Source organism: Gordonia sp. KTR9 (assembly GCF_000143885.2).
Lineage (GTDB): Bacteria > Actinomycetota > Actinomycetes > Mycobacteriales > Mycobacteriaceae > Gordonia.
On record NC_018581.1, the window covers coordinates 578,333 to 603,688 of the forward strand.

Here is a 25,356-nt window from a genome sequence, read left to right on the forward strand (position 1 = left end):
AGAATGTCGCAGAACAGTGTGATCCTGGAAGAATCGGGCTCGACCAATGCGTTGGCCGCCACCGTTCGTGAGGCGATGCTGGCGGGAGACACGAGTCTGTCCGTCCTCGACTCCGACACCGGTGAATGGGTGACGACCCCGTGGCGTGAGGTCCATGCCCGCGCCGAGCAGATCTCCGTGCAACTGCTCGCCGACAGCGAACTGCACGAGCCGCAGGCCCTCGGTCTGATCGGAGACCCCACGGTGGATCTGATCGCCGCCATCCAGGGTGCATGGCTCGCCGGCGTGCCGGTCAGCATCTTGCCGGGGCCGATCCGAGGGGCCGACGAGGAGCGCTGGGCGCAGAACACCTACCAGCGTTTCGTGTCGATCGGCGTCGGCACCGTCCTCGGCAGCGGCGCGCAGCTCGACCTCCTGTCGAAGGTCGAAGGCAGGCTGCACATCGCGCGAGTGGGCGAGTACGGCCTCGGGGCCGACACCACGGGCTTCGTCGCGCGCAACGTCAACGGCAACACGATCGCCGTCCTGCAGGGCACCGCCGGCTCGACCGGTGACCCGAAGACCGCGGTCCTGCCCGCCTCGGCGGTCTACTCCAACGCGATCGAACTCGTCAGCCGGCTCGGCCTCCACCGCACGCGCGACACCGGTTTCAGCTGGCTTCCGCTCTACCACGACATGGGCCTGATGTTCCTGCTCGCGGGGATGACCACCGGGATCTCGGCCTACATCGTGCCGAACACGGCCTTCGCCGCTGCTCCTTTCAAGTGGATGCAGTGGCTCACCGAGACCAAGACGACGGTCACCGCGGCGCCGAACTTCGCCTACGACATCCTCGGCCGGTACGGCAAACTGCTGCGCGACGTCGATCTCTCGCACCTGCGCGTCGCGATCAGCGGCGGCGAGCCGATCGACGCCGACGCCTTCGACAAGTTCCTCGAGGCGACCGCCCCGTTCGGCTTCGATCCGTCCGCTGCCGCGCCCGCCTACGGCATGGCCGAGTCCGCGTGCGCGGTCACGATGCCCGCTGTCGGCGAGGGTGCGCACTACGACGAGGTCACCGTGACCCCGCCCGGCGGGGGCGAGCCGATTCGTCGTCGCTACGCGATCCTGGGTAAACCGCTGGGCGGCATGCAGGTTCGCATCGTGGAGCCGAACGTGGACGTCCCGATGATCGACGGGCGCAACGTCGGGCACGTGGAGATCCGCGGCGCATCGATGATGCGCGGGTACCTCGGGGACGCCGATCTCGGTGCGGGTGAATGGTTCTCGACCGGAGACCTCGGCTACCTCGTCGACGACCGGTTGGTGATCTGCGGCCGGGCCAAAGAAGTCATCATCGTCGCCGGCCGCAATCTGTTCCCGATCGAGATCGAGCGGGCCGCCGCCGAGGTGGCCGGGGTCCGTCGCGGCGGTGTCGTGGCGATGGCGCGGGGCGAGGGGTCGGCACGCCCGGGCCTGGTGATCCTCGCCGAGTACAAGGGTTCCGACCCCGACAAGGCGCGCGCCGAGGTCAACTCCGAAGTCGCGTCGGCGTGCGGGATCATGCCCGCCGAGGTGATCTTCGTCGCGCCGGACTCGGTGCCCCGCACCACGTCCGGCAAGATCCGCCGCCTCGAGACCCGCCAGATGGTCGAAGACGGCACGTTCGAGTAGGTCCGATTTTCCGTGATGCGTCGTGTCATGCCGACGGTCACGAGAATGACAGTGTCTCTCCGGCTCGATCACCGGGCCGGAGAGACACTGTAGAGAGGTTCTCCACATGAGCGAGGTATCGACCAAGGGGCGCGGCTGGCAAGGCGCGGTCATGAAGATCCTGGGCGGTGACGACTACACCTTCACCCTCACCGCGAAGGAATCGGTGACCGATCACTACCTGCGTCTGCGCTTTCATGGGGGTGGGCTCCTCGCCGACGCCACGATCCACCCGACCATGTGGGTACGGCTGTGGTTCGCCGACGGCGGCAAGCTGCATCAGCGTGGCTACACGCTCGTCGATCCCGACCCGGCCACGGACACCTTCGACATCGAGTTCGCCATCCACGACGGCACCGCCGCACGGTGGGCCCAGGAAGCGCAGGTGGGAGAGACCATCGGCGCCACCTTGATGGGCTCCAAGTTCGCCATCCCCGATCCGGCGCCGGCGGGCTGGCTCATCGCCGGCGACACCGCCTCACTCCCCGCGATCAACTCGTTGCTCGACACGCTCGGCGAGTCCGGGGCGGGCGCGACGATCTGGTTCGAGTACCAGCACGAGAGTGACAGGTCGCTGCCGCTGCGGGTCCGTGACCAGGACACGGTCCACTGGATCCCGCGCGGACGCGACGGTTCGGACCTCGTCGACGCGGTTCGGTCCGCCGCCTTCGACGCCTCCGATCATTTCGGCTGGGTCGCACTCGATTCCACGAGCACTCGCGCAGTCGCGGGACTGTTCCGGGCCGAGTACGGGCTGACCAAGAAATCGGTGAAATCCCAGGCCTACTGGATCGTCGGCAAGTCGTTCGCCTGACCGGCCTGACCGGCCGGGCGCGCTGACGCTCCGTCGTCGACGGACTGCCTCGAGGCCGCGCGCCCGGGCGGGCTCAGTCGTCGGTGACTGTGATGGTGACGTCGATGTTGCCGCGCGTGGCGTTGGAGTAGGGGCACACCTCGTGCGCCTTGTCCGCGAGTTCCTGGGCCTGGTCGTGATCGAGGTGGGGCAGTGTCACCTCGAGGTTCACGGCGAGTCCGAAAGCTCCTCCGTCGAGGGCCCCGATGCTCACCTGCGCGCCCACCGACGAGTCTTCGACGTTGGCGCCGGCCTGCTTGGACACCAGGCGCAGGGCCGAGTGGAAACAGGCGGCATACCCGATTGCGAAGAGCTGCTCGGGGTTCGTCCCCTGGCCGGACCCGCCGAGGGCCGGCGGGGTGGCGAGGGCGACGTCGACCTGGCCGTCGCTGGTGCGGCCGTGTCCGTTACGGCCGTCGCCGGTGGCGATTGCTTCGGCGGTGTAGATCGCTTTCATGGTGTTCTCCTTGTGTGACGTGGTTCAGGTCCACTGATTGAGTTGCGCGGTGAGGGCGTCGAGACTCGAACGCAAGTCGTCGATCGCCTCCGGGGACAGATCCGTGCACGAGGTGAGACGCCGGGGAATCGGAAGCGCGCGTGCGCGCAGCGCCTTGCCGGCCGGTGTGAGGTGGATGGCGACCCGACGTTCGTCTCCGCGCGAACGGCGACGCTCGATCAGATCCTGCGCCTCGAGCCGTTTGAGGAGAGGAGACAGTGTGCCGCTGTCCAGTTCGAGCAGGTCGCTCAACTCGCTCACGTATCGGCCGTCGTGGTCCCACAGTGCCAGCATCACCAGATATTGCGGATAGGTGATCCCCAGTTCGGTGAGGAGTGGCCGATAGACCGCGGTCGCTGCGCGAGACGCCTTGTACAGGGCGAAGCACAGCTGCTGATCCAGGGACAACTCGTTCACATCTGAAAAGTATCACGCAATTGAATTGTGCACAACCTAAAGCACGATGTTCAGCGGTGCGGTTACGTGGGAGTCCGGGTGCTCAGTCGAGGATGTCGAAGACCACCGGCGCGTGGTCGCTGGCGCTCTTGGCCTTTCGGGCGTCGCGGTCCACCCGCGCGCCCACGATCCGGGTGTCCAGGGCCGGGGAGCAGAAGGCATAGTCGATGCGCATGCCCTCGTTGCGCGGGAAACGTAGTTGGGTGTAGTCCCAGAAGGTGTAACCGGGTGCGTACGGCAGCGCGGAGTCGACGAGGCCGTCATCCAGGAATCCTTGCACCGCAGCACGTTCGGGTGGCGTGACATGGGTCCGGCCGTCGAAATACGCCCGGTCCCAGACGTCGTCGTCGGTCTGTGCGACGTTCCAGTCGCCCGCGAGCATCATCTCCGCGGCCGGATCATGCGCCAACCGCAGCGCGATGTGCGCACGGAGGGACTCGAGCCACGCGAGCTTGTAGTCGTAGTGCGGGTCCGCGGGGGTGCGGCCGTTGGGTACGTACAGACTCCACACGCGAATTCCCTTGCAGCGTGCCGAGATCGCCCGTGCTTCGCGGATCGGCTGGCCGTCGACGGGGTGTGTCGGGACTCCGTCGAAGGCGATCTCCACCTCGTCGAGCCCGACGCGGGAGGCGATCGCCACGCCGTTGTAGGCGCCCTGACCGATGTGGGCGACGTCGTACCCGGCGGCGAGGAAACTCATCAGCGGGAACGCGTCGTCGTGGCATTTGGTCTCCTGCAGGGCCAGGACGTCGACGTCGGTGCTCTCCGCCCACGCCACGACGGACTCCGACCGGGCGCGGATCGAGTTCACGTTCCAGGTGGCGATCCTCATCGGATGCTCCCCGGTGACCCGGGCATGTCCGGGGTGAGGTAGCGGTAGGTGTGGTGCAGCCCGAAACCCAGGCGGCGGTACCACGATCCGGCCTGCCGGTTTCCGGACTCGACCTGCAGGTAGACCGAGTCGGCGCCGTGGCCGATGCCCCAGGCCGTCAGGGCGACGACGACGGACGCGGCCAGTCCGCCTCCGCGCCGGCCCGGGTCGGTCCACAGTGCGGTCAATCCCAGCCACCGGCGTCCGTCCGGCGACTCGGTCACCGAGCCCCGTCCGATCGCCGCCGCGTCACCGATGGACGCGAAGGCCAGCGGGCCGTCCCCGGCGGTCACCACACCGGCGGCGGCCTCGGGCCGACCAGACGCGCGCCCACCGGTATATGCGCCCAACCACCGGGTGTCCGGGACGGTCTCGAGTCGTACTGTGTGCGAGGGAGTTCCGCCGATGCGCGCGTGCAGCTCCGATAGGTCGGCGGTCAGCATCTGTACCTCGACCCCTGGTTCCCCGGCGACGGCGGTCGGCGGGATGAGTCGTTCCGGAAAGGCGAGCAGAACGGGGAGGTCGCGATCGGCGTACCACTCGCCGATGCGTCGTAGTGACGATGCGTCCGGACGCGCGTGCCGCTCGAGGGGCACCGCCGAGTTCGCGCGTCTGGTGAATCCGTGGCCGGCGCGCAGGAGCCAACCGTCGATCCACTCGGAGTCGACGCCGGGCCAGGCGGCGGCGGCAGCGTGCTCGAGGATGCGGATCTCACTGTTGCGCACGGGTTTCGCGGACAACAGGCGCACCGAGGTGATCGCGTCGAACGGGATGGACAATTCCTCGTCGTCGCGTCGGATCCGCAGGGGGCCGGTGTCGTCGAGCAGGACGCCGGTCACATCCGACTGGGCGGCCGCAGGATCACCCCGCCAGTCGGCGGGGGTGGAATCGCCCAGCAGATATCGGACGACCACCCGGTCGCCGACGACCGCACCCGACCTCGAGACCTCCACGCGCGGAAGCGAGATCAGTCGTCGTCGTGGCCGAATGGGTCGGCGACCTCGCCGGGCGTCCACGTCAACCCGGGCACGCCCCACTGGTTCCGCTTGATCGCCTTCTTCGCGGCTCGGGCGTTGCGCCCCATGAGGACATCGACGTAGAGGAAGCCATCGAGGTGACCGACCTCGTGCTGGAGCATCCGCGCGAAGAACCCGGTGCCCTCGATGGTCACCTCCGCGCCGGTCCGGTCGACGCCGGTGACGCGCGCCCAGTCGGCGCGACCGGTGGGGAACTGCTCCCCCGGCACCGACAGGCAGCCTTCGTCGTTGTCGTCGGGATCCGGCATGGTCTCGGGGATCTCGGACGTCTCCAGCACGGGGTTGATGACCTCGCCGCGGCGTCGTTGCGCGGTGCGGTCGCCGTCGGGACAGTCGTAGACGAACATCCGGGACCCGACCCCGACCTGGTTGGCGGCCAGCCCCACGCCGTGCGCGGCGTCCATCGTCTCGTACATGTCGTCGAGAAGCGCGATGACCTCATCCGACGGACGGCCGTCGGCGTCGAGAGGGACCGGTGTGGTCGGCTGGTGCAGGACCGGCTCGCCCACGATGCAGATCGGGAGAATCGCCATGGCGCTCACCTTAGCGCTGCTCAGGGCGCAGGAACGACGCCGGGTACGGCGTCGCGGATGGCGTCACCGGCGGGACCGGGAATGCCCGGGAACAGCGTCGACTGCCAGTCGAAACTGTCGACCGGCTCGGTCACCACCGTGCCGGCGCACGCCCCCCGCAGCGAGGTCGTCACGTTGGCGATGATCGTCGGGTCACGCATCTCGATCGTGTGGTCGAAACCGGTGTTCGCGAGGGGGACCGGTGAGTAGGCACGGCACTGCGCGGTCCCGTCGAGGCGTCCGTCGGTCCATTCGCCGTCGCTCTGCACGACCGAGTAGCGGGTGGGTCCGGGGGCGTCGGGGCCGCGGTTGAGGGCGGTGATCGCGTCGGCGTACATGCAGGTGTCGTAGCCGGCGTCGCGCGGCTGCGCGCAGCCGCCGGGCGAGCCGTACTGCGCTGTCCCGATGGCGACGTATTCGTCGACCACGGCGGACCCCCCGAGGAACTTGAGGTAGTGCCGGGCGCCGAGCCCGCCCGCGCTGTGGGTGACGAGGCCGATCGACGATGCCGTGCCGGCGAAGGGGGCGACGGTCCGCTGGATGAGCCGGGCGTCGGACGCGACGTCGCGTCCACCGGCGTGCGCGTACACCACGGTGTTCCCGTCGGCGCGGATCGCGTCGGCGAGCGGACGGAACGTCTCCTCGTTCTGTGCGTCACCCGCATAGAGCTGCTGACCGGGCACGATGACCACGACGCGGTCGGCGGGCGCCGCGAGGGCGGGCGCCGGGAGTGCCGTCGCCGCCGACGAGATCGCAGCCGCCGACGCCAGCGCGGCGATGGCTCCCACCAGTGCTCGACGGGACCGTGTGGCCCCGGATTCCGATGTCGTCATCTGTCTGCCCCCGATCGATGGCATCCCCGGGACGGAGATGTAAGGGGAGCCTAACAGTGGGCGCCGTCACGTGGAACCGGCGGACTGCGCACCGTGGCGAGTCACAGCGCGATCGGACCGGCCTGCCGTGGTTAGATTGTCTGCGAACCACACCGCTGTCATTCGTCGCCGTGAGGAGACGTCAGCACCCGCGTCGCGCAGCGAATCGGTGCACGTCAGCGGTGGTGTGAGGTCGTTGACTGTATCTGAGGGAGTGAGATGGACGGCGCAGCTGCGCGTAGCCAGAAACAGGGCGATCAACCCACCCCCGACAAGAACGCCGGGACCGGGGCGGAGAATGCACCGCTCGACCCGCACGAGGTCGGCGCGGACGGCCTGAGCCGCCGCGAGCACGACATCCTCGCGTTCGAGCGGCAGTGGTGGAAGTACGCCGGCGCCAAGGAAGAAGCGATCAAGGAGCTGTTCGGGTTGTCGGCGACGCGCTACTACCAGGTGCTCAACGCGCTGGTGGACCGCCCCGAGGCGCTCGCGGCCGATCCGATGCTCGTCAAGCGCCTCCGGCGGCTGCGCGCGACCCGTCAGAAGGCCCGTGCGGCTCGTCGTCTCGGCTTCGAGATCACCTGACACGCTGAACCCGGACGCCCTCGCGCGGTGCGTTAAGGTCGTCGGTGATGAATGCAGACCGTGAGCCCAATCGCCTGCCGCTGCGCGCGGGGGCGATGATGCTCTTCGCAGTCGCCGTCGTCTTCATCGGCCTGGGCTGGCATTCCGCGGCGACCGCGGGAAACGACTCGCCGACGACGGAGGCCGCGACGACCGTCACGTCGACACCCACCTCGACGTCGCCGTCCACGAGTGCGGCATCGACCGGCAAGCGGTTGTGCGTGATCAACGCCGGCCAGGTCGCGGGCCTGGCCTCCGATGTCACCGAACTGCTCCAGGCCAAGGGCTACCAGATGGCCGAACCCGGCAACTACACCGCAGGCGGGTTCAGCGAGAACACGATCTTCCATGAGGACGACACGGACAAGTCCCAAGCCGACGAGGTCGCCGCTGCGCTCGGCGGGGAGGTCGCCGTCGAGGAGCGTCCGACCACGTTCACGCGCTGCCGGGGCGGTATCCCGGTGATCGTGGTGACCGCGGTCAGCGGTGCGTGACCGGTCGTGACCCGAGACCGTCGCCCGCGACAACGATGACCACACACCCTGATTCCGAAACCGCATCCCGATCCCGATAACGATGGCCCGCCAACCAAGGAGTGACATGTCCGGACGTTCCAAACTCGCCGCGCCCCGCGCCCTCGCCGCGTTGGTCTCCGCGGGACTGATCGGCGTGGCACTGGCCGGGTGTAGTCCCGACCAGGAACCCACGGATGTCCCCGGCACCACGCCGCCCGTCGTCTCCGACGAACCCCTGCCGCCCGGCGCCGAAGACGACGTCGACAGCGAGCCGAGTGGCCAGATCGCCGTCGCCGAGATCAAGGACACCTCCGGCAAGGTCGTCGGTCAGGCCACCATCACCGCGGCCACCGAGACCGCCGAGCCGGTCACCGTCACCGTGCGCGTCACCGCCGGTGACCTGCCCGCCGGGTTCCACGGGATGCACATCCACGAGAACGGCACCTGCGACGCGGGCGCCGGCGGTTCGCAGGCGTTCACCTCGGCGGGTGGGCACCTGCAGGTGGACGGCAACACCGATCACCCCTCGAGCGGTGACCTGGTCTCGATCAACATCCTCGAGGACCACACCGGCCGGACGGTCACCACGACCGACGCCGTGACCATCCAGCAGCTGATCGGCAAGACGATCATGATCCACGAGAAGCCGGACAACTTCGGCAACATCCCGGCCGACAAGTACCCGGGCGGCGCGAACTCCGACACCCTGAAGACAGGCGACGCCGGCGCCCGTATCGCGTGCGGTGTCATCGAAGAGCAGAGCTAGGCGTCCTGGCTCCGTCCGACGCCACCGCGCACATGACACCGATCGAGTTCGACGGGTCACCGACCCCCACCCTCGGGGTCGAATGGGAGTTCGCCCTGACCGACAAGGTGACCGGCGACCTGTCGAACTCGGCGGCGGCGCTTTTCGCCGCCGTCGGTGAGCGCCATCCCGACTTCGCCGGCAAGATCCACAAGGAGTTGCTGCGCAACACCGTCGAGCTGGTGACCGGCATCTGCCGGACCGCGGGCGAGGCGATCGCCGACCTCACCGACACGCTCGGTGTGGTGCGTGTGCTGACCGAGGAACTCGGCGTCGATCTGTACGGCGCGGGTACTCATCCGTTCGCGGAGTATTCGACGCAGCTGCTCACCGAGGGACATCGGTACGCCGAGCTGATCGAGCGCACCCAGTGGTGGGGGCGGCAGATGCTGATCTGGGGCGTGCACGTCCATGTCGGGATCAGCCACCGCGACAAGGTGTTACCGATCCTCGACGCGCTTCTGAACTACTATCCGCACCTGCTCGCGCTCTCGTCGTCGTCGCCGATGTGGGCCGGCCAGGACACCGGCTACGCGAGCAACCGCGCCATGATGTTCCAGCAACTCCCGACCGCCGGATTACCGTTCCAGTTTCAGACATGGGCGCAGTTCGAGGCTTTCGTCGCCGATCAGAAGACGACCGGGATCATCGACCATCTCAACGAGATCCGTTGGGACATCCGACCTTCCCCGCATCTGGGCACCATCGAGGTCCGGGTCTGCGACGGCATGACCAACCTCGGCGAGCTGTCGGCGATCGTCGCGCTCATCCACTGCCTCGTCGTCGACCTGGATAGGCGGTTCTCGGCGGGGGAGACGCTGCCGACGATGGCCCCCTGGCTCGTCCAGGAGAACAAGTGGCGGGCGGCGCGATACGGACTCGATGCCATCGTCATCCTCGACTCGGACTGCACCGAGAAACTCGTGACCGACGATCTCAGCGCTCTGCTGGAGCGCCTCGAACCCATTGCGCGCGAGCTCGATTGCGTCGACGAACTCGCGGGCGTCGACCGCATCGTCTCGCAGGGTGCCAGCTATCAGCGGCAGCGTGCGGTGCACCACCGGACGCAGTCGATGCGCGAGGTGGTCGCGTCGGTGGTGGCCGAACTCGACTCGCCCTGACCATCGTTCGGCAGCTTTCCGGCCGGTTCGGGCCTAGAGGGCAAGGCCGGCGGCGAGTACGACGAGTCCGAGCGCGGGGACCACTCCCTGCTTGAGCGCGGCCGCGATCTTGTCGGGGCTCGACACGGCCAGCACGAGTGCGGCGGCCGCCATCGAGGCGGTGCCGGTGATCACGAGCGTCGCGCCGATCGCGGTCGATCCGCCGATGACGAAGGCGATCCCGACGAACACGGTGATCGCGAGGAACAGGTTGTAGAAGCCCTGGTTGAACGCGAGCTCTCGCTGCGCGCCCGCCTGTTCCACTGTTCCGGTGCCGAACGTCGCGCGTGCGCGCTTGCTCGTCCAGGCGATCGACTCCAGATAGAAGATGAAGACGTGGACGAGTGCCGCGACCGCGGCGAGCACGAGACCTGCGATGACCATGCCCGTACCCTACGAGAAAACGCCGCCACCCGATCCGGAGGGTGCGGCGGGGGTCGGACGCTCAGTCGCGGTCCGGTGACTCCATGTCCCGCTGATCGATGAGACCGTCGCGGGCCCGCTGCTCCTGATACGCCAGCCGGCCGATCCGGTGCGCCACGACGGGCGCGGTGATCAGCGCGAAAAGCCCGGCGAGCACGAGCATCCCGCTGTCCACGTTGTCGCCGAGCCGCAGCACCGCACCCAGCAGTATCAGGAGCAGGCCGAAGGTCTGCGGTTTGGTGGCTGCGTGCATGCGGCTCAGGGTGTCCGGGAACCGGACGAGTCCGATCGCGGCGGTGACCGCCATCAGACAGCCGATGAGGAGCAGCGTCGCGCTGATGATGTCGACGATCATGTCTGGTCGTCCCGCACCCGGAAGCGGGCGATCGCGACCGACCCGACGAAGCTCAGCAGCGCCAGGGCCACGATCGCGGGCACCACCGTCGAATCACGGCTGAAGGCCGCCCACGTCCCCAGGCCGCACATGCACAGCGCGATCAGCACGTCGAGCGCGACGAGGCGATCCAGCGTGGTCGGGCCGCGCAGGATGCGGACCATCGTCAGCACCGTGGCGACGAGCAGCATCGCGGCCGCGATCGGCCACACGTAGCTCATGAGTCCCCCCGTTCCCGATCGGTCTGGGCCGGTTGCGCGTCCGGCTCGGCCTCGTCGGATGCCGGCGCGGTGTCCACCGAGCGGTCGACGGCGCGGACGTGGTGGAAGTCCTCGTCGATGCCGTGGAACGGGCTCGGATGCCATTCGCTGTCGCGCTCGAAGGCCTTGATGAACATACGCTCGACGTAGGCGACCTGATCGTAGAAGCCGCGGACCTTCTTCTCCGACCGCACGTCGAAGACGTGCACGTAGAGCATCCGGCGACGGTGATCGATCTCCAGGACCATCGTGCCCGGCACCAGGTTGAGGTAGTCGACCGCCAGCGTCAGCACCATGTCGGACTTGATCGCGACGCGTACGCGGACGACGGCGCCGAGCGGTGGCCGGCCGGGACGGATCGCCATCCAGCCGATCTGCACACTCGACACGAAGAAGTCGACGATCAGACGGAACACCAGCTGCAGGACCGACAGCGGATGGATGCGACCTTCGACCGGGACCCGCGGCAACGGCAGCGCCGTCAGCACCAGGGTCGCCAGCACCACGCCGCCGATCACGTTGGCCCAGGAGATCGTGCCCCACAACAAGACCCAGACGAACGTCAGCCACGCGATGGTCCACAGCCGAACCGCGACCTCCCGGCCGTCGCTCCCCAGCCACTTCGGCAGGCGGGTGTGCGACCGCAACCACACCAGGGCGCCGATGAGGTGCCAGAAGAAGAAGAGCAGCGACACGCGCCACAGGTTGATCACGACGGACAGGACCGGGCCCTTGGTCGACACCACCGGTGCGCGGCGTCTCGTCGCGCCCGTTCCCTGTCCGCGATCCTCGGCGCTCATCGGGTACCACCTTCGCCGAGGACCGCGTCGACGTAGACCGCGCGGTCGACGACGTCGGTGGCCGCGTGGTCGGTGAAGTCGAAGATCGGTCCGGCCCACAGGGTCAGCACGAGTCCCGCGGCGACCATCGCCATCGTGGGCAGCACCATCATCACGGGCATGCGGCCGACGTCCTCACGATCGGAGAAGGCGGCGTCGTCGGTGCTCTCGTCGATGAGTGCGGAGGGGCCCTTGTCGGCGAGCTCGCCCTCGGGGGCGTCGGCGCGTGGCCGCCAGAAACCCTTGGTCCAGATGCGGGCCATGACGTAGAGGGTGAGCAGGCTGGTGATCACCGATCCGGCGACGAGGGTGAAGGCCAGCACGGAGCCGTCCTGGGTGCCCGCCTCGAGGAGGGCGACCTTGCCGATGAAACCGGAGAACGGGGGAATGCCGCCGAGGTTGAGTGCGGGCACCAGGAACAGGATGGCCAGCAGGGGACTGGCGATCAGGCCGCCGAGACGGCGCAGCGAGGCCGAGCCGGCTTGTCGTTCGATCAGTCCGACGACCAGGAAGAGCGTCGTCTGCACGAGGATGTGGTGGGCGACGTAGTAGATCGCCGCCGACATCCCGAGGTCGGAGGAGAGCGCGATGCCGAAGATCATGTAGCCGATGTGGCTGACGAGGGTGAATGACAGCAGACGTTTGATGTCGGCCTGGGCGATCGCACCGAAGATGCCCACGAGCATCGTCAGCAGTCCGGCGACCATCAGCACCGTGTCCATCGAACCGCCGGGGAACAGCAGCGTGTGCGCGCGGACGATCGCATAGACGCCGACCTTGGTGAGCAGGCCGGCGAACACGGCGGTGACCGGGGCCGGGGCCGTGGGATAGGAGTCGGGCAGCCAGGTCGACAGCGGGAACACCGCGGCCTTGATGCCGAACGCGACGAGGAGCACCGCGAACAGTGCGTTGCGGGTTCCGTCGGGCACGTCGTCGAGGCGCACGGCCATCTCGGCGAGGTTGAGGGTGCCGGTCGTCGCGTAGGCGAACGCGATGCCCGCGAGGAAGATCAGCGACGACACCATCGAGACCATCACGTACGAGGCGCCGGCACGGACGCGCTCGGCGCTGGCGCCCAACGTGAGCAGCACGTAACTCGCGGTCAGGAGGATCTCGAACGAGACATAGAGGTTGAACAGGTCGCCGGCGAGGAACGCGTTGCACACGCCCGCGGTCAGGATCAGGTAGGTCGGCAGGAAGATCGATGTCGGTTGCTGGGCGGTGCCGTCCCGGATGCCCTGGCCGATCGCGTAGACGACGACGCACAGCAGCACGATCGTGGACACGACCAGCATGAGCGCCGCGAGCTGATCGACGACCAGCGTGATGCCGAGCGGTCCGTTCGGGTAACCCTTGTCGCCCCAGTCGCCGATCGCGACCGCGAAGGTGCCGTGGCGATCGGTGAGGTAGAGCATGATGCACGACGCGACGAAGGCGACCGTGATGGCGACGATCGACACGAATCGTTGGAACTTCGGACTGCGACCCAGCAGCAGAGAGACGGCGGCGGCGCCGAGCGGCACGAGTGTCGGCAGGGTGATCAGGACGGGAATCCACGACTCTTGCGGGATCATCGGTCACCCCCGTCCTCGTCGGCCTGCTTCTTCTCGTGGTCCGGTCGGTTCTTCTTGTCCGGCCCGACCACGTCGCGGTCGGGCATCTCGTCCTGGTCGATGACGTCGGGATCCTCGTCGTCCTCGCCGGACCCGTCGGGAGCCGAGACGGCGGCCTTGGCGCCCACCTCGTCCGGACCGAGTTCTCCCGGGCCGTACACATCCGGCCCCGCCTCACGGGAGGCGCTCTGCTGAGTGGTCTCGGGGTCCGGTTCCTCCTCGGCGCCGCCGATCTCGTCGATGACGTCGGAGTCGGTCGGCATGATGTCGGTCTCGTAGAGCGCGGCATGGCGGGCGGCGGCCTGCTCCGGCGTGAGGGGATTGCCCTTGTCGTCGAAGTAGTCGCCGGTGGGTGTGTCCGAGTGGGTCAGGGGATCGTCGCTGCGATCGCGGTCGGGTGCCGTGCCCAGTGACCCGCTGAGGATCTTGACGTCCTCCTCGTCGTCCTCGACGTCGTCGTCGTCGCGGTTGATCACGAACAACCGGTAGACCAGGGCGAGCACGAAAGCGGCGACGCCCATCATGATGACGATCGCGGTCAGGACCATGCCCTGGGCGAGTGGGTCCGCGTCGCCCGGCCGGTTCTCCGACGTCCGGCCCATGATCGGTGGGTTCCCCATGCCGCCGGACACGACGATGATCATCAGGTTGAGCGCGTTGCCGACCAGCAGGAGACCGAACAGCATCCGGACCAGACTGCGTTCCATCAGCAGGTACACGCCGCACGCCGCCATCGCGCCGACGACGAGCATCAGCGGGAGATTGGTGGTCATCGACTCACCTGCCCGGTGGTCGCATCCGCGTCGTCGCGGGTCGTGTCGCCGCTTCCGGAGCTGTCGGTGCCGGAGTTGCCGTTGCGGTTGTTCTCGATACGCGCAGCGGTGCGCGCGATGGTGGTCTCGACGTCGAGACGCGCGCCGAGACTGCGCAGCACGTCGAGGACGAGACCGACCACGATCAGGTAGATGCCGAGATCGAAGAACAGGGCGGTCACGAACTTGATGTCGCCGAGGACCGGGACGGTGACCTCGAAGACCGCCGACGAGAGCGCGGGCGCACCGAGGAACATCGAGACGATCGCCGTGGTCGCCGAGACGGCCAGTCCGGCGCCGAGGATGCGACCGGGCTCGATCGGCAGGGCCTCGCCGAGCTCGTAGCGTCCGCCCGCCAGGTACCGCAGCACGAGCGCGAGGCCCATGGTCAGGCCGCCCGCGAAGCCGCCGCCCGGCGCGTTGTGACCGGCGTAGAAGAAGTAGATCGACAGCACGACCATCGTCGGGAACAGCAGGCGGGTGGTCGCCTCCAGCACCATCGACCGGTGGCGCGGGTCGCGCAATCCGGAACCGAGCAGCCACGTGGTGCGGTCCGGTGGGACCTGATCGTCGTCGTCCCCGTTGTCACCGGACTGCAGGCGCGCGGCGTCGGCCACTCGCGGCGCCGCTCCGAAGCGGCGGTTGCGGAAGACCATCGACGCCACGCCGGTCGCGGCCGCGATGAGCACCGACACCTCGCCGAGGGTGTCCCAGGCGCGGATGTCGACGAGCAGGACGTTGACCGCGTTGGCGCCGTGGCCGTATTCGTAGGCGGCCTCGGGCAGGTCGACGTGGAGGGGTTCGGTCGAACGCGCGGACGCCGCGAAGAGGCCGATGAGGACGAGCATCGCGCCGAAGGCGAGTCCGATGAGGGCGCGCAGCGGCTTGAACCCGGTGGCGTGACGCTTCTCGGGTTCGGCGGGCAGCTTGCGGAGGACCAGCACGAAGATGACCAGGGTCAGCGTCTCCACCAGGAACTGGGTGAGAGCAAGGTCGGGGGCACCGTACAGCGCGAACAGCATCGCGCAGCCGTAGCCGGTGATGCCGACGACGAGGGTCGCCGCCAGGCGGTTGCGCAGCAGGACCGCCGCCAGCGACGCGGCGACGATGCAGCCGCCGATCACCACCTGTACCGGGGTGGCCGTGTAGTCGATGTTCAGCCGGTCGCGCGCACCGAGGAACAGCACGATCGTCGGCAGCAGGATCGCGGTGCACAGGATGACGCCCTGCGTGACCGGGAGCGAACCGCGCTGGGTGTTGCGGGTCAGCAGCAGCGACACCGTGTCCGCGCCGCGCAGCGTCGCGTCGTAGATGCGGTCGGCGTTCAGCAGCGGGCGGAACCCGAAGACCCGGTCACGAACACGCCGGACCCCGTAGAACAGCAGTGCTCCGCCGACGATGACGATGATCGAGAAGACGACGGGCAGTCCGAATCCGTGCCACAGCGCGAGATGCTCGAGTTCGTGGCCGTAGCCGTCGAGGGTCTCGGCGTACGGCTCGAAGAGGTCGCCGAGCTGCGGACTGAACACGCCCGCCGCCACGCCGGCCACGGCGAGTGCCACCGGTGAGAAGTAGAACGGCCACGTCGGCGGATGCATCTTGGCGACCGCCGGACTGGGCTTGTTGCGCAGCTTGCGACCGAAGGCGCCCCACAGGAACCGGAGCGTGTACGCGCAGGTGATGATCGAGCCGACCAGCAGGACGATGTCGACGGCGTGGGCCTGCCACGAGACGAACGCCCCGGTCTCCCACACCGATGCGAAGGCGGTCTCCTTGCCGACGAAGCCGAGCGTGACCGGGATGCCGGCCATGCTGGCGCCGGCGACGGCGGCGGTGATGGCCAGGCCCGGGAGCCGATGACCGAGCCGAGCGAGTTTGCGGACGTCGCGGGTACCGGTCGAGTGGTCGATGATGCCGACGACCATGAACAGCGACGCCTTGAACAGTGCGTGGGCGACGAGCATCGCGATGCCGGCCATCGCGACGTTCGCGTCGCCGATGCCGACCAGCACCGCCATGAATCCGAGCTGGGACACGGTGCCGAACGCGAGGATGAGTTTGAGGTCGAGTTCGCGCAGTGAGCGCCAGCCGCCGAGCACCATCGTCACCATGCCCAGTCCCACCACGGCGACCTGCCAGCTGATCGTCACCGAGAATGCCGGTGCCAGCCGCGCGATGAGGTAGATACCGGCTTTGACCATCGCGGCCGCGTGCAGGTAGGCGCTGACCGGGGTGGGTGCGGCCATCGCGCCGGGCAGCCAGAAGTGGAACGGGACGATGGCCGACTTGGTGAGGGCGCCGATGAGCAACAGGACGACCGCGATGTCGACGTAGACACCCGTCGGCGGGGCCGAGATGATCTCCGAGAGCAGGTAGGTGCCCGAACGCTCGCCGAGCATGATGATGCCCACGAGCATCGCCAGACCGCCGAAGGTGGTGACCAGCAGTGCCTGCGTGGCGGACCGTCGAGCCGTCGCGCGCACCCCGTAGAAGCCGACGAGCATGAACGAGAGCACGGTGGTGAGCTCCCAGAACACGTAGAGCACGAGCATGTTGTCGGAGATGACGAGGCCGAACATGGCCGCGGCGAAGCCGACCATCTCGCCGCCGAACACCGCGACCCGAGGGCGGGCGTCGTCGAAGTAGTGCGCGCAGTAGCAGAGCACCAGCGCACCGACCCCGAGGATCAGCACCGACAGGATCGCCGTCAGGGTGTCGAAGCGGGTGACGATGTCCATCTGCAGCGATGGGACCCAGCTGACCGTCTCGACTCGGGCGGCGGCCGCGTCGGGCGGGGGCCAGTTGAGGACGACCCAGATCAGCGCGCCGAGCGGTGCGAGCGCGAGGACGTAGAAACCGCGGGTGCCCATCCAGTGGATGGCTGCGGGCGCGACGAGTGCGCACACTGCCAACGCAGCCAACACGGTGATCAAAAGGGCACTCCGTCTTCCTCCCGGCGGGGTGTCACGGGCGAACACCCGCGGTCGCTACTTTACCGTTGCCCGTATGTTCCGGTTCGACTGGCTCCGGCGTACCGCCGTCATCACCGCCGCTGCCCTGCTGGTATTCGGCCTCGTCGCGGGTTGTGCGGACGAGGAACAGGCCGGTCCGGACGGCGTCCAGTTACCGTCGGATTTCCCGGTCACGCAGGTGCCTCTCATCGACGGTCACGTGCTCTCCGCGGGCGGCAGTCGTTCCGACGGTTGGGAGGTCACGGTGCAGGGTCCGGTCAATGCCGGCAACCAGCTCGAGGCCGCGACCGAGACGCTGACCGATGCGGGCTTCGCCGAGTCGCATCGGTCGACCGAGGGCGGCCAGTCCGTCGTCGTCATGTCCGCGACCAAGGAGGGCGCGACCTACTGGGTCCAGATCGGCGCGTCCCCGCAGGCCGCGGGCGGCGGGTCGTCGGTCTTCTATCTCGTCAACGTGGAGTAGTCCGCGCCGCTCCCTCGTCGTCGATCGGTCACGACCGCCCGATCCACCCCGGCTGTGCCCCCACGGGAAGCTGCGATACATCGGACACAAGATGTCAGCTGTTGACCTAACACCTTTCGGTTATTAAGCTGCGTTGTGACCCGCTTCACAGGCGGCGCAACGGTGTGGTCCGCGCTGGACGCCGCGTATTCCTCGAGGGAGAACTGCCTTTCATGACAATCACAGAACAAGTGACCGATCCGCTCGCCACCGTGTCCGATCGCGAGAAGGTGTTCATCGGCGGCCGCTGGGTCGAATCGACCGGCGACGAGTGGATCGAGGTCGTCGACTCGTACTTCGAACGCACCGCCGCCCGGGTCCGGGCCGCGACGGCCGAGGACATGGGGCGTGCGGTCGAGGCGGCCCGCACCTCGTTCGACAAGGGTGAGTGGGCGCGCAAGCCCATTGTCGAGCGTGCCGCGGTCATCGACACGATCGCCGACCGGCTCGAAGCCCGGACCGCCGAGCTGACGACGCTGGGCATCGTCGAGGTCGGCGTGCCCGTCCCGGTGAGCGCGATGACGCAGCAGATGACCGTCGGACTGTTCCGCGCGGTGGCCGAGGAGGCCCGCAAGGTGACACTCCGCGAGGATCGGACGCGGGCCGACGGCGGGATCTCCCGCATCCTCAAGGAGCCGAGCGGCGTGGTCGCGGCCATCATCCCGTGGAACGGCCCCATCGGGACGATCGCCTTCAAGGTGATCCCGGCCCTCGCCGCCGGGTGCTCGGTGGTACTCAAGACCTCGCCCGAGGCGCCCCTGTCGCCGTCGGTCTTCGCCGACGTGGTCGGTGAACTCGTCGACGAGGGTGTGATCCCTGAAGGCGTTCTCAGCGTGGTCGTCGCCGATCGCGAGGTGTCCGAGGCGCTCGTGACCGATCCACGGGTCGACCACATCACGTTCACCGGGAGCACCGCGACCGGCCGCCGGATCATGAACCTCGCCGGCGATCGGGTCGCGAAGGTCTCGCTGGAGCTCGGCGGCAAGTCGGCGGCCATCATCCTCGACGACGCCGACCTGAACACGGTGATGCAGAACCTGCCGATGGCGGGATGCCTGCAATCCGGACAGGCCTGCATCGCCCTGACGCGCGTGCTGGTGTCGCGGTCCCGACACGATGAGATCGTGGAGGCGTACAAGGCCGCCCTGGGCCTGATTCCCATCGGAAACCCCTGGGAAGAAACGAATTTCCTCGGTCCGCTGACCTCCGCGCGGCAGCGGGACCGGGTGGAGGGCTACATCGAGGCGGCCAAGAAGGGCGGCGCCGAGATCGTCTACGGCGGTGAGCGCGTCGGCGATCAGGGGTTCTTCGTCCAGCCGACGATCGTCGACAACGTGCGCAACGACATGACCATCGCGCAGGAAGAGGTCTTCGGTCCGGTCATCTCGATCATCACCTACGAGGACGAGGACGACGCGGTGGCCATCGCCAACGATTCCGAGTACGGCCTGTCGGGTGCGGTGTTCACCTCGGACGTGGAGCACGGATTCGAAGTGGCGCAACGTATCCGGACCGGAACCGTGAACGTGAACACCTCGGTCATCGACTTCACGCTGCCGTTCGGCGGGTACAAGCAGTCGGGTGTGGGTCGCGAGGGTGGCCCCGAAGGGCTCGAGGAGTTCTTCGAGCTGAAGACCGTTCATCTCCCGGCACCGTTGCCGTCCGCCTGACCTCCATAACCGAATAAACCTGCGGGCGTGGCGATCCCACCGGGATCGCCGCGCCGGCAGGTCCGCGTACGCGACGGCGTGGCCTTCTGTCACGCCGTTTCGCCATGCCCGCATCCCGTGTCGTGCGGTCGTTGTCCGCTCGGCTCGGTGGGCGTAAGACATTGCGGCAATGCGTTTCTCGACTTCCCAAGCTGCTGACAAATATCGCTTGACGTCTCATGTCTTTCGGCTTACCGTGGTGATACGGGGGTGGCGGGCGTCACAGTACGGACAGCCTCCAGCATCACCCACCACTCCGTGATCCGCGCGGTGTCGAGTTGTCCGAGAAGGCATCTCGGGCGGCATCCGCTCTCTCCATCGAATGCAAGGAATCGAACTCATGAAACTCGAAGGCAAAGTTGCGCTCATCACCGGCGCGGGTTCCGGCCTCGGCAGGCAGTCGTCGCAGCTGTTCGCCGCCGAGGGTGCCAAGATCGCCATCGTCGACATCGACGGAGATCGTGCCGAGCAGAGCGCGAAGCTCGTCGAGCAGCAGGGTGGCGAAGCCATCGCCATCACCGCGGACGTCGCGAGCAAGTCCGACATCACGGCCGCGGTCGATCAGGCCGTCGCGCACTTCGGCAAGCTCGACATCGCCTGGGCCAACGCCGGAGTGGTGTCTCGCGGCGGCGTCCCCAGCGTCGCCGGCGGCGAGCAGGTGAACTTCGAGGACCTCACCGAAGAAGACTGGAACAACGTCCTCGGTGTGAATCTCAGCGGCGTGATCTTCACCGCCCAGGCGGCGGTGCCCGCGCTCAAGCGCAACGGCGGTGGCACCATCATCGCCACCTCGTCGGCCGCATCGTTCCTCGCATACCACCAGATCGCGCTCTACTCGGCGACCAAGGCCGGGGTCAACGGCCTGGTCCGCGGCCTGAGCCTCGACCTGGGCCCCTACGGTATCCGGGTGAACGGCATCGCGCCGGTGCACGGTATGTCGCCCAACTTCCTGATGCCCGCGGGTTCGCCGGTCGTCGGGCAGTCCTACGAAGAGGTTGCGGGACCGTGGGATCCGTACGTGTCCCCGATTCCGCTGAAACTCAACCGTCCGCCGTCACTGGTCGACAACGCCAAGATCGCCCTGTTCCTCGCCTCGGACGATGCGGCCTACATGTCCGGTCAGGTCATCAGCTCGGCGGATGGCGGAACGCTTTCCCGCGTGGGTATGTGGTTCCCCGAGGACCTCGACCAGAAGAACCCGAACGCCTGACCATGTCCCCTCAGCCCAGCACTCTCACCGTGGATCGCGTGGCGTGCGCCGGGCACGGCCTCTGCTACGGGGTCGCCCCTGATCTGATCGATGCCGATGATCAGGGCGACCCCGTGGTGCCCGAACGCCCTCTCGCGCCGGGCGAAGCGGCTCTGGCCCAAGAAGCCGTCGCCATGTGTCCAGAACGCGCACTGGCGCTGCAGACCACCGAAGCCCCCACTCCCAAGGACCAGTGATGACAACTACGGAACGGTCCCGCGAGGACGTCACCGTCGACTTCGACGTATACGACCAGTCCATCGCAGCCCCGATCGATCGATTCCAGGAACTCGCAGCAGACCTCGCGGCCAAGGGCCCGGTGGTCTATTCCACCGCCCACGGCGGCCACTGGATCGTGACCCGCTACAGCGAGATCCACGAGGTTCTGCGCGACGCAGAGACCTTCTCCAGCTACCCCAACAACCTCGTGACCAACGAGGCGTTCGGCAAGTTCATCCCGATCGAGCTGGACCCGCCGGAGCACACCGGCTACCGCAAAGCACTGCAGCCGCTGTTCGGTCCCGCACGCATGAAGACGTTGTCGGACAGCATCCGGGTCGTGGTCAACGATCTACTCGACGGTTTCGCGGCCAAGGGTGAGGCCGAGTACATCTCGGAGTTCGCCCATGAACTGCCGGCGCGAATCTTCCTGGCCCTGATGGACTGGCCGATCGAGGACGCACCGCTGTTCACCGAGGCCACCGACGTCGTCCTCTTCGGCAAGCCGGGTGGCACCGAGGAGGAGTCGCTCGAGGCGCGCGGCATCGCCGGCATGCAGATGCTCGGCTACTTCCAGAAGATGGTCGACGAGCGCCGCGCGAACCCGGGTGACGACGTCACCTCGCAGCTCATCCACACCGAGGTGGAGATGGAGGACGGACTGCGCCTCCTCACCGACGAAGAGCTGAACCGGATGTTCTTCCTGCTGCTCATCGCGGGACTGCACACCGTCCAGGGCTCGCTGGCGTGGGCCATCGTCCACCTGGTGAACAACCCCGAGCAGCGACAGAACATCGTCGACGACCCGGACATGATCCCGACGGCCGTCGAGGAGATCCTGCGCATCGAGGCCGCCGTCGTTCCCGGGCGGCGTGCCACGCGCGACGTCGAACTGGGCGGGGTGACGATCGCCGAGGGTGAGCAACTCATCCTCATGCTGTGCTCGGCCAATCGGGACGGTGAGGAGTTCGATGAACCGGACGAGCTCGATCTGACCCGGAAACCGAACCGCCACCTCGCTTTCGGCGGCGGTGCGCACCGCTGTCTGGGCTCACATCTGGCCCGTATCGAGCTGACCATCGCCCTCGAGGAGATCCACCGTCGCATCCCGGACTACCAGTTGGTCGAGTCCGACCCGCCGGTCTTCCACGCAAGCCAGGTCCGGGGTTGTGTGCGGATGCCGATCCGTTTCACGCCGGAATCCTGACCGCCGGTCTCCTCGACGAGCGGTCGTCGACCACCGGTGCGGCGGGTTGCCGTCCTCGCCCGCCGCACCGGTTTCACGTCCGCGCACGATGCGGCACCGCCCGACGGCCGATTGCTCGTTAAAACTTATTACTGTAGGTTTAAGGAGTGTCGTCCCGGCCCGGGCGAGCACGCTCCCACTCGCAACAACCGCTCCATCACGGAGGGAATCATGACCACTTCGCTTCCCCGTCAGGATCGAATCCGACGTGCGCTCGAACTCTTGCGCAACGAGACGACGGACAAATTCGACGAGCTCGTGCAGTTCGAACCCGACGAATTCACCGATCCGGTGCTCGCCAAGGACGAGCGCGACCACATCTTCGGTCGCGTGCCGTCGATCGTCGCGCATGGAAGCGAGATCTCGCGTCCGAATGACTTCGTCACCGTGCAGATGCCGCGCAACAACATCATCGTGGTGCGTCAGAAGGACGGAAGTGTCAAGTCTTTCGTGAATCTGTGCCGGCACCGCGGAGCGATGCTGGAGCAGAGCGAGAAGGGCCGCTGCCGCATCTTCTCGTGCGGTTACCACCGGTGGTCCTACGATCCGGACGGTTCGCTGCGGACGATCACACGCGACGCGACGTTCGGCGAGGTGGACCGAAAAGAGCACGGACTCATCGAGATCCCCACCGAAGAGCGCCACGGCTTCATCTGGGTGGTGGACAACGCCCACGCCGAGATCGACGTCGCGGCGTGGCTCGGACCCGACATCGATCCGATGCTCGCCGAGTACGAGATGGACAAACTCGTGTGTTTCCGGGCCGGTGGATTCGACGAACCCACCAACTGGAAGATCATGCAGGACGCGTTCCTGGATGGCTACCACATCCAGTACGCCCACCCGAACACCGCCGGCAAGATCATCCACACCAACGTGATGGCGTTCGAGGACTTCGGCCGGCACTGCCGGTTCATCGCGCCGCGTAAATCGATCGACCGGTTCCTCGAAGAGGATCCCGGTGACATCCCGCTCGACAAGTACGTCACCGAGACCCACTTCCTGTTGCCCAACAGCACCCTGTTGCGCCAGCCGGACCACTTCCAGCTCTTGACCTTCCGGCCGCATCCCACCGACCCGACGAAGTCGCGGATGGAGCAGCGGCTCCTGGTGCCGAAGGTCGAGGACAGCGGGATGACGCCGGAGAAGTGGGACCGGATCTGGAACAAGAACTGGGAGATCCTGATCGCTGTGCTGCATCAGGAGGATTTCCCCCTGCTGCGCGACTCGCAGCGAGGCATGGGCAGCGCGGATGCCGGCGACATGCTGCTCGGTCGCAACGAGATCGCCAACCAGGTCTTCCGCCGGGAGACCAAGAAGCTCGTCGCGCAAGGCCGCGCCGAACGCAACGCCTGACGATCGCGGTCGGGTCGCCGAAAAGCGTCCCGACCGCCGAACGTCGGATTTATCCTGTCCACGTCAGACGCCTCGCAGCGAATGACGATCCACCGCAGATCCCTTGGTACACAGAGGAAAGAACGAACATGACCGCAACAATCGGCAAAGCACTCGATTGGTGGGCCCGCACCAAAGGCGACACCACCGCGGTGGTGTTCTCCGGCGCGGAGCTCTCGTACCGCGCACTGCGGGACTGGAGCAGTCGCATCGCGCGCCTCCTCGTGGAGACCAAGGGGGTCGCACCCGGCGATCGTGTCGGCCTGCTCGGTCCGAACTCGCTGGAGTGGCCGGCCGCGGCCCTCGGCGTACTCAAGTCCGGTGGCGTGCTGGTGCCGCTCAACAGCCGGTACCGTCCCGCTGAGCTGCGTAAAATCGTCGACGATGCCGGAATCGGCGTCGTGATCGTGGCACCCGGGTTCGAGCAGCTCGCCGAGGACACCTCGGCGGTCGGCGCGCCGTTCTCGGTCGTCCCGTTCGCCGAGTTCGACGCGATGCGAACCGGTGGCGCAGATGACTTCCGGGTCGATCTCGAACCCGACGAGCCGACCACGGTCTTGTTCACCAGTGGATCGACCGGACTGTCCAAAGGCGTCATCCTCACCAACCGCACCCTGATGTCGATCGTCCTCGAGAACACGCTGACCGAGGAGGGTTTCCGGCCGGGGACGACCACGCTGCTGGTACTCCCGCTGGCCTTCACCCCGGGGCTCGTGTACGGACTGCTGATCACCACCGTTCTGGGTGGCACGCTGATCGTCGAACCCGAGCTCAATCCGTCCAACGCCGTCACACTTCTCGAAAAGCATTCCGTACAGGCGATTTTCGGCGTCCCGCTGATCTTCGAGGCCATCTCGCGGGCTCCGGAGTTCGCCGACGCGGATCTGAGTTCGGTCAAGACCGCCATCGTGGGCGGGGCGGCGGTACCCGGACAGCTGCTGAAGCGGTGGTCGGACAAGGGCGTACTGCTCCGCCAGATCTACGGCATGACCGAGGCCGGGGGAGTGGCCACGGCGACCGTACGCGAGGAGGCCCTGGAGTTCCCGGACCGGTGTGGCACCGGGTCGATCTTCACCGAGGTCAAGGTGTTCAACTCCGCGGGCGAGCCGGCCGCGCCGGGCGAGGAGGGTGAGCTCGTCGTACGCGGCCCGGGTGTGACGCCCGGTTATTGGGACGATCCCGAGACCACCGCGGAGGCCATCCGGGACGGATGGTTGCACAGCGGAGATCTCGGTGTGGCGGATGAAGACGGGCGGGTCCAGTTCGTCGATCGCCTCAAGGACCTGATCATCTCCGGCGGCATCAACATCTCACCGGTGGAACTCGAGATCGCGATCGGTGCCATCGACGGGGTCGAGGAAGTCGCCGTCATCGCCGCGCACGACGACAGATTCGGCGAGACGCCCGCAGCGATCGTGACCGTCTCCGAGGACATGGAGGCGACGACCATCGTCGAGCACTGCAAGCAGGTGCTGGCCGACTTCAAGGTTCCGCGCTACGTGGTCATCCGGCAGGATCCGCTGCCCCGTCTGCCCAGCGGGAAGATCGCCAAGACCGTGATCCGGGACGAGTACAAGGACGTCGACACGAGGTTCGATCGCGTCCGTTGAGCCAGTCCGCGGCGGCCGGCGTCGTGGTGCACAAGCGCCACGACCCGGTCGTTTGTCGTCTCCGGCGTCGAGGCCGGCGGGTAGCATGGCACGACCGTCCCCGATTTGCGCGATACGCGGACACAGAACGCGATCTGTATCTTGTATCATTGTCCCCGGG

Annotated in this window: 26 protein-coding genes; 13 read left to right on the top strand and 13 right to left on the bottom strand. The window is 67.4% G+C overall.

Features of this window, described 5'->3' with window-relative positions:
• Positions 1-3: 3 nt before the first annotated feature.
• Together mbtM and KTR9_RS03380 are read left to right on the top strand one after the other, a co-directional pair.
• Complete coding sequence (mbtM, locus tag KTR9_RS03375; RefSeq protein WP_010844016.1) at positions 4-1,653, top strand: long-chain-fatty acid--ACP ligase MbtM; 1,650 nt, start codon at positions 4-6, stop codon at positions 1,651-1,653.
• A gap of 106 nt (positions 1,654-1,759) precedes the next feature.
• A complete protein-coding gene (locus KTR9_RS03380; RefSeq protein ID WP_014925214.1) occupies positions 1,760-2,506 on the top strand; it encodes a siderophore-interacting protein in 747 nt (248 codons plus the stop codon).
• Between the two features lie 73 nt (positions 2,507-2,579).
• Here KTR9_RS03380 and KTR9_RS03385 read toward each other — a convergent pair whose 3' ends face one another.
• From KTR9_RS03385 to KTR9_RS03410, 6 genes are all read right to left on the bottom strand, one after another.
• Positions 2,580-3,002, bottom strand: coding sequence for an organic hydroperoxide resistance protein (locus KTR9_RS03385; RefSeq protein WP_010844018.1), 423 nt, complete (start codon positions 3,000-3,002; stop codon positions 2,580-2,582).
• A 24-nt stretch (positions 3,003-3,026) separates the two neighbouring features.
• The gene (locus tag KTR9_RS03390; RefSeq protein WP_044505774.1) at positions 3,027-3,458 is read right to left on the bottom strand and encodes a MarR family winged helix-turn-helix transcriptional regulator; all 432 of its coding nucleotides are present in this window, start codon (positions 3,456-3,458) and stop codon (positions 3,027-3,029) included.
• A gap of 82 nt (positions 3,459-3,540) precedes the next feature.
• The gene (locus KTR9_RS03395) at positions 3,541-4,329 is read right to left on the bottom strand and encodes an exodeoxyribonuclease III (protein WP_014925216.1); all 789 of its coding nucleotides are present in this window, start codon (positions 4,327-4,329) and stop codon (positions 3,541-3,543) included.
• Positions 4,326-5,321, bottom strand: a complete 996-nt coding sequence (locus KTR9_RS03400) for an N-acetylglutamate synthase, CG3035 family (RefSeq protein WP_044505776.1) — start codon at positions 5,319-5,321, stop codon at positions 4,326-4,328. The genes KTR9_RS03395 and KTR9_RS03400 overlap by 4 nt, the downstream gene beginning before the upstream one ends.
• Before the next feature lie 14 nt (positions 5,322-5,335).
• The gene (locus KTR9_RS03405; protein ID WP_010844022.1) at positions 5,336-5,938 is read right to left on the bottom strand and encodes a peptide deformylase; all 603 of its coding nucleotides are present in this window, start codon (positions 5,936-5,938) and stop codon (positions 5,336-5,338) included.
• Positions 5,939-5,958: 20 nt separating this feature from the next.
• A complete protein-coding gene (locus KTR9_RS03410) occupies positions 5,959-6,810 on the bottom strand; it encodes an esterase/lipase family protein (protein ID WP_014925219.1) in 852 nt (283 codons plus the stop codon).
• 258 nt (positions 6,811-7,068) lie between these two features.
• Between KTR9_RS03410 and KTR9_RS03415 the strand changes: the two genes are divergently transcribed.
• The 4 genes from KTR9_RS03415 to KTR9_RS03430 all read left to right on the top strand — a co-directional run bounded on the left by KTR9_RS03415 (position 7,069) and on the right by KTR9_RS03430 (position 9,914).
• The gene (locus KTR9_RS03415; RefSeq protein ID WP_014925220.1) at positions 7,069-7,434 is read left to right on the top strand and encodes a DUF3263 domain-containing protein; all 366 of its coding nucleotides are present in this window, start codon (positions 7,069-7,071) and stop codon (positions 7,432-7,434) included.
• A 47-nt stretch (positions 7,435-7,481) separates the two neighbouring features.
• Entirely contained in the window at positions 7,482-7,967 is a 486-nt protein-coding gene (locus KTR9_RS03420; protein WP_014925221.1) for a LytR C-terminal domain-containing protein, read from the top strand.
• A gap of 106 nt (positions 7,968-8,073) precedes the next feature.
• Complete coding sequence (locus tag KTR9_RS03425) at positions 8,074-8,754, top strand: superoxide dismutase family protein (protein ID WP_014925222.1); 681 nt, start codon at positions 8,074-8,076, stop codon at positions 8,752-8,754.
• A gap of 32 nt (positions 8,755-8,786) precedes the next feature.
• The gene (locus KTR9_RS03430) at positions 8,787-9,914 is read left to right on the top strand and encodes a glutamate--cysteine ligase (RefSeq protein WP_014925223.1); all 1,128 of its coding nucleotides are present in this window, start codon (positions 8,787-8,789) and stop codon (positions 9,912-9,914) included.
• A gap of 33 nt (positions 9,915-9,947) precedes the next feature.
• Here the strand turns inward: KTR9_RS03430 and KTR9_RS03435 are convergent, their stop codons facing one another.
• From KTR9_RS03435 to KTR9_RS03465, 7 genes are all read right to left on the bottom strand, one after another.
• Entirely contained in the window at positions 9,948-10,337 is a 390-nt protein-coding gene (locus KTR9_RS03435; RefSeq protein WP_010844028.1) for a DUF1304 domain-containing protein, read from the bottom strand.
• A 61-nt stretch (positions 10,338-10,398) separates the two neighbouring features.
• A complete protein-coding gene (gene mnhG / locus KTR9_RS03440) occupies positions 10,399-10,731 on the bottom strand; it encodes a monovalent cation/H(+) antiporter subunit G (RefSeq protein WP_014925224.1) in 333 nt (110 codons plus the stop codon).
• Positions 10,728-10,991 (bottom strand): monovalent cation/H+ antiporter complex subunit F, encoded by a 264-nt coding sequence (locus tag KTR9_RS03445; protein WP_010844030.1) that lies wholly within the window; start codon positions 10,989-10,991, stop codon positions 10,728-10,730. Before KTR9_RS03445 ends, mnhG begins: the two co-directional genes overlap by 4 nt.
• Positions 10,988-11,830, bottom strand: coding sequence for a Na+/H+ antiporter subunit E (locus tag KTR9_RS03450; protein WP_014925225.1), 843 nt, complete (start codon positions 11,828-11,830; stop codon positions 10,988-10,990). Before KTR9_RS03450 ends, KTR9_RS03445 begins: the two co-directional genes overlap by 4 nt.
• Positions 11,827-13,443: a Na+/H+ antiporter subunit D gene (locus KTR9_RS03455; protein ID WP_014925226.1), complete on the bottom strand. Its 1,617-nt coding sequence runs from the start codon at positions 13,441-13,443 to the stop codon at positions 11,827-11,829. The genes KTR9_RS03450 and KTR9_RS03455 overlap by 4 nt, the downstream gene beginning before the upstream one ends.
• A complete protein-coding gene (locus KTR9_RS03460) occupies positions 13,440-14,255 on the bottom strand; it encodes a Na(+)/H(+) antiporter subunit C (protein WP_014925227.1) in 816 nt (271 codons plus the stop codon). Before KTR9_RS03460 ends, KTR9_RS03455 begins: the two co-directional genes overlap by 4 nt.
• On the bottom strand, positions 14,252-17,227 hold the full coding sequence (locus KTR9_RS03465) for a Na+/H+ antiporter subunit A (protein ID WP_014925228.1): 2,976 nt from the start codon (positions 17,225-17,227) through the stop codon (positions 14,252-14,254). Before KTR9_RS03465 ends, KTR9_RS03460 begins: the two co-directional genes overlap by 4 nt.
• Positions 17,228-17,300: 73 nt before the next feature.
• Here KTR9_RS03465 and KTR9_RS03470 point away from each other — a divergent pair, with 73 nt between their 5' ends.
• The 7 genes from KTR9_RS03470 (at position 17,301) to KTR9_RS03500 (ending at position 25,196) form a co-directional block, all read left to right on the top strand.
• Positions 17,301-17,729, top strand: a complete 429-nt coding sequence (locus KTR9_RS03470; RefSeq protein WP_014925229.1) for a hypothetical protein — start codon at positions 17,301-17,303, stop codon at positions 17,727-17,729.
• 212 nt (positions 17,730-17,941) lie between these two features.
• Positions 17,942-19,438 (top strand): aldehyde dehydrogenase, encoded by a 1,497-nt coding sequence (locus KTR9_RS03475; RefSeq protein ID WP_014925230.1) that lies wholly within the window; start codon positions 17,942-17,944, stop codon positions 19,436-19,438.
• 379 nt (positions 19,439-19,817) lie between these two features.
• Positions 19,818-20,687, top strand: coding sequence for an SDR family NAD(P)-dependent oxidoreductase (locus KTR9_RS03480; RefSeq protein WP_044505780.1), 870 nt, complete (start codon positions 19,818-19,820; stop codon positions 20,685-20,687).
• Positions 20,688-20,689: 2 nt separating this feature from the next.
• Positions 20,690-20,923, top strand: a complete 234-nt coding sequence (locus KTR9_RS03485; RefSeq protein WP_014925232.1) for a ferredoxin — start codon at positions 20,690-20,692, stop codon at positions 20,921-20,923.
• A complete protein-coding gene (locus KTR9_RS03490) occupies positions 20,923-22,152 on the top strand; it encodes a cytochrome P450 (RefSeq protein WP_014925233.1) in 1,230 nt (409 codons plus the stop codon). The genes KTR9_RS03485 and KTR9_RS03490 overlap by 1 nt, the downstream gene beginning before the upstream one ends.
• Positions 22,153-22,362: 210 nt before the next feature.
• Positions 22,363-23,547, top strand: coding sequence for an aromatic ring-hydroxylating oxygenase subunit alpha (locus KTR9_RS03495; RefSeq protein ID WP_010844040.1), 1,185 nt, complete (start codon positions 22,363-22,365; stop codon positions 23,545-23,547).
• A gap of 128 nt (positions 23,548-23,675) precedes the next feature.
• Positions 23,676-25,196, top strand: coding sequence for a class I adenylate-forming enzyme family protein (locus KTR9_RS03500; protein ID WP_014925234.1), 1,521 nt, complete (start codon positions 23,676-23,678; stop codon positions 25,194-25,196).
• The last annotated feature ends 160 nt before the right edge of the window (positions 25,197-25,356 follow it).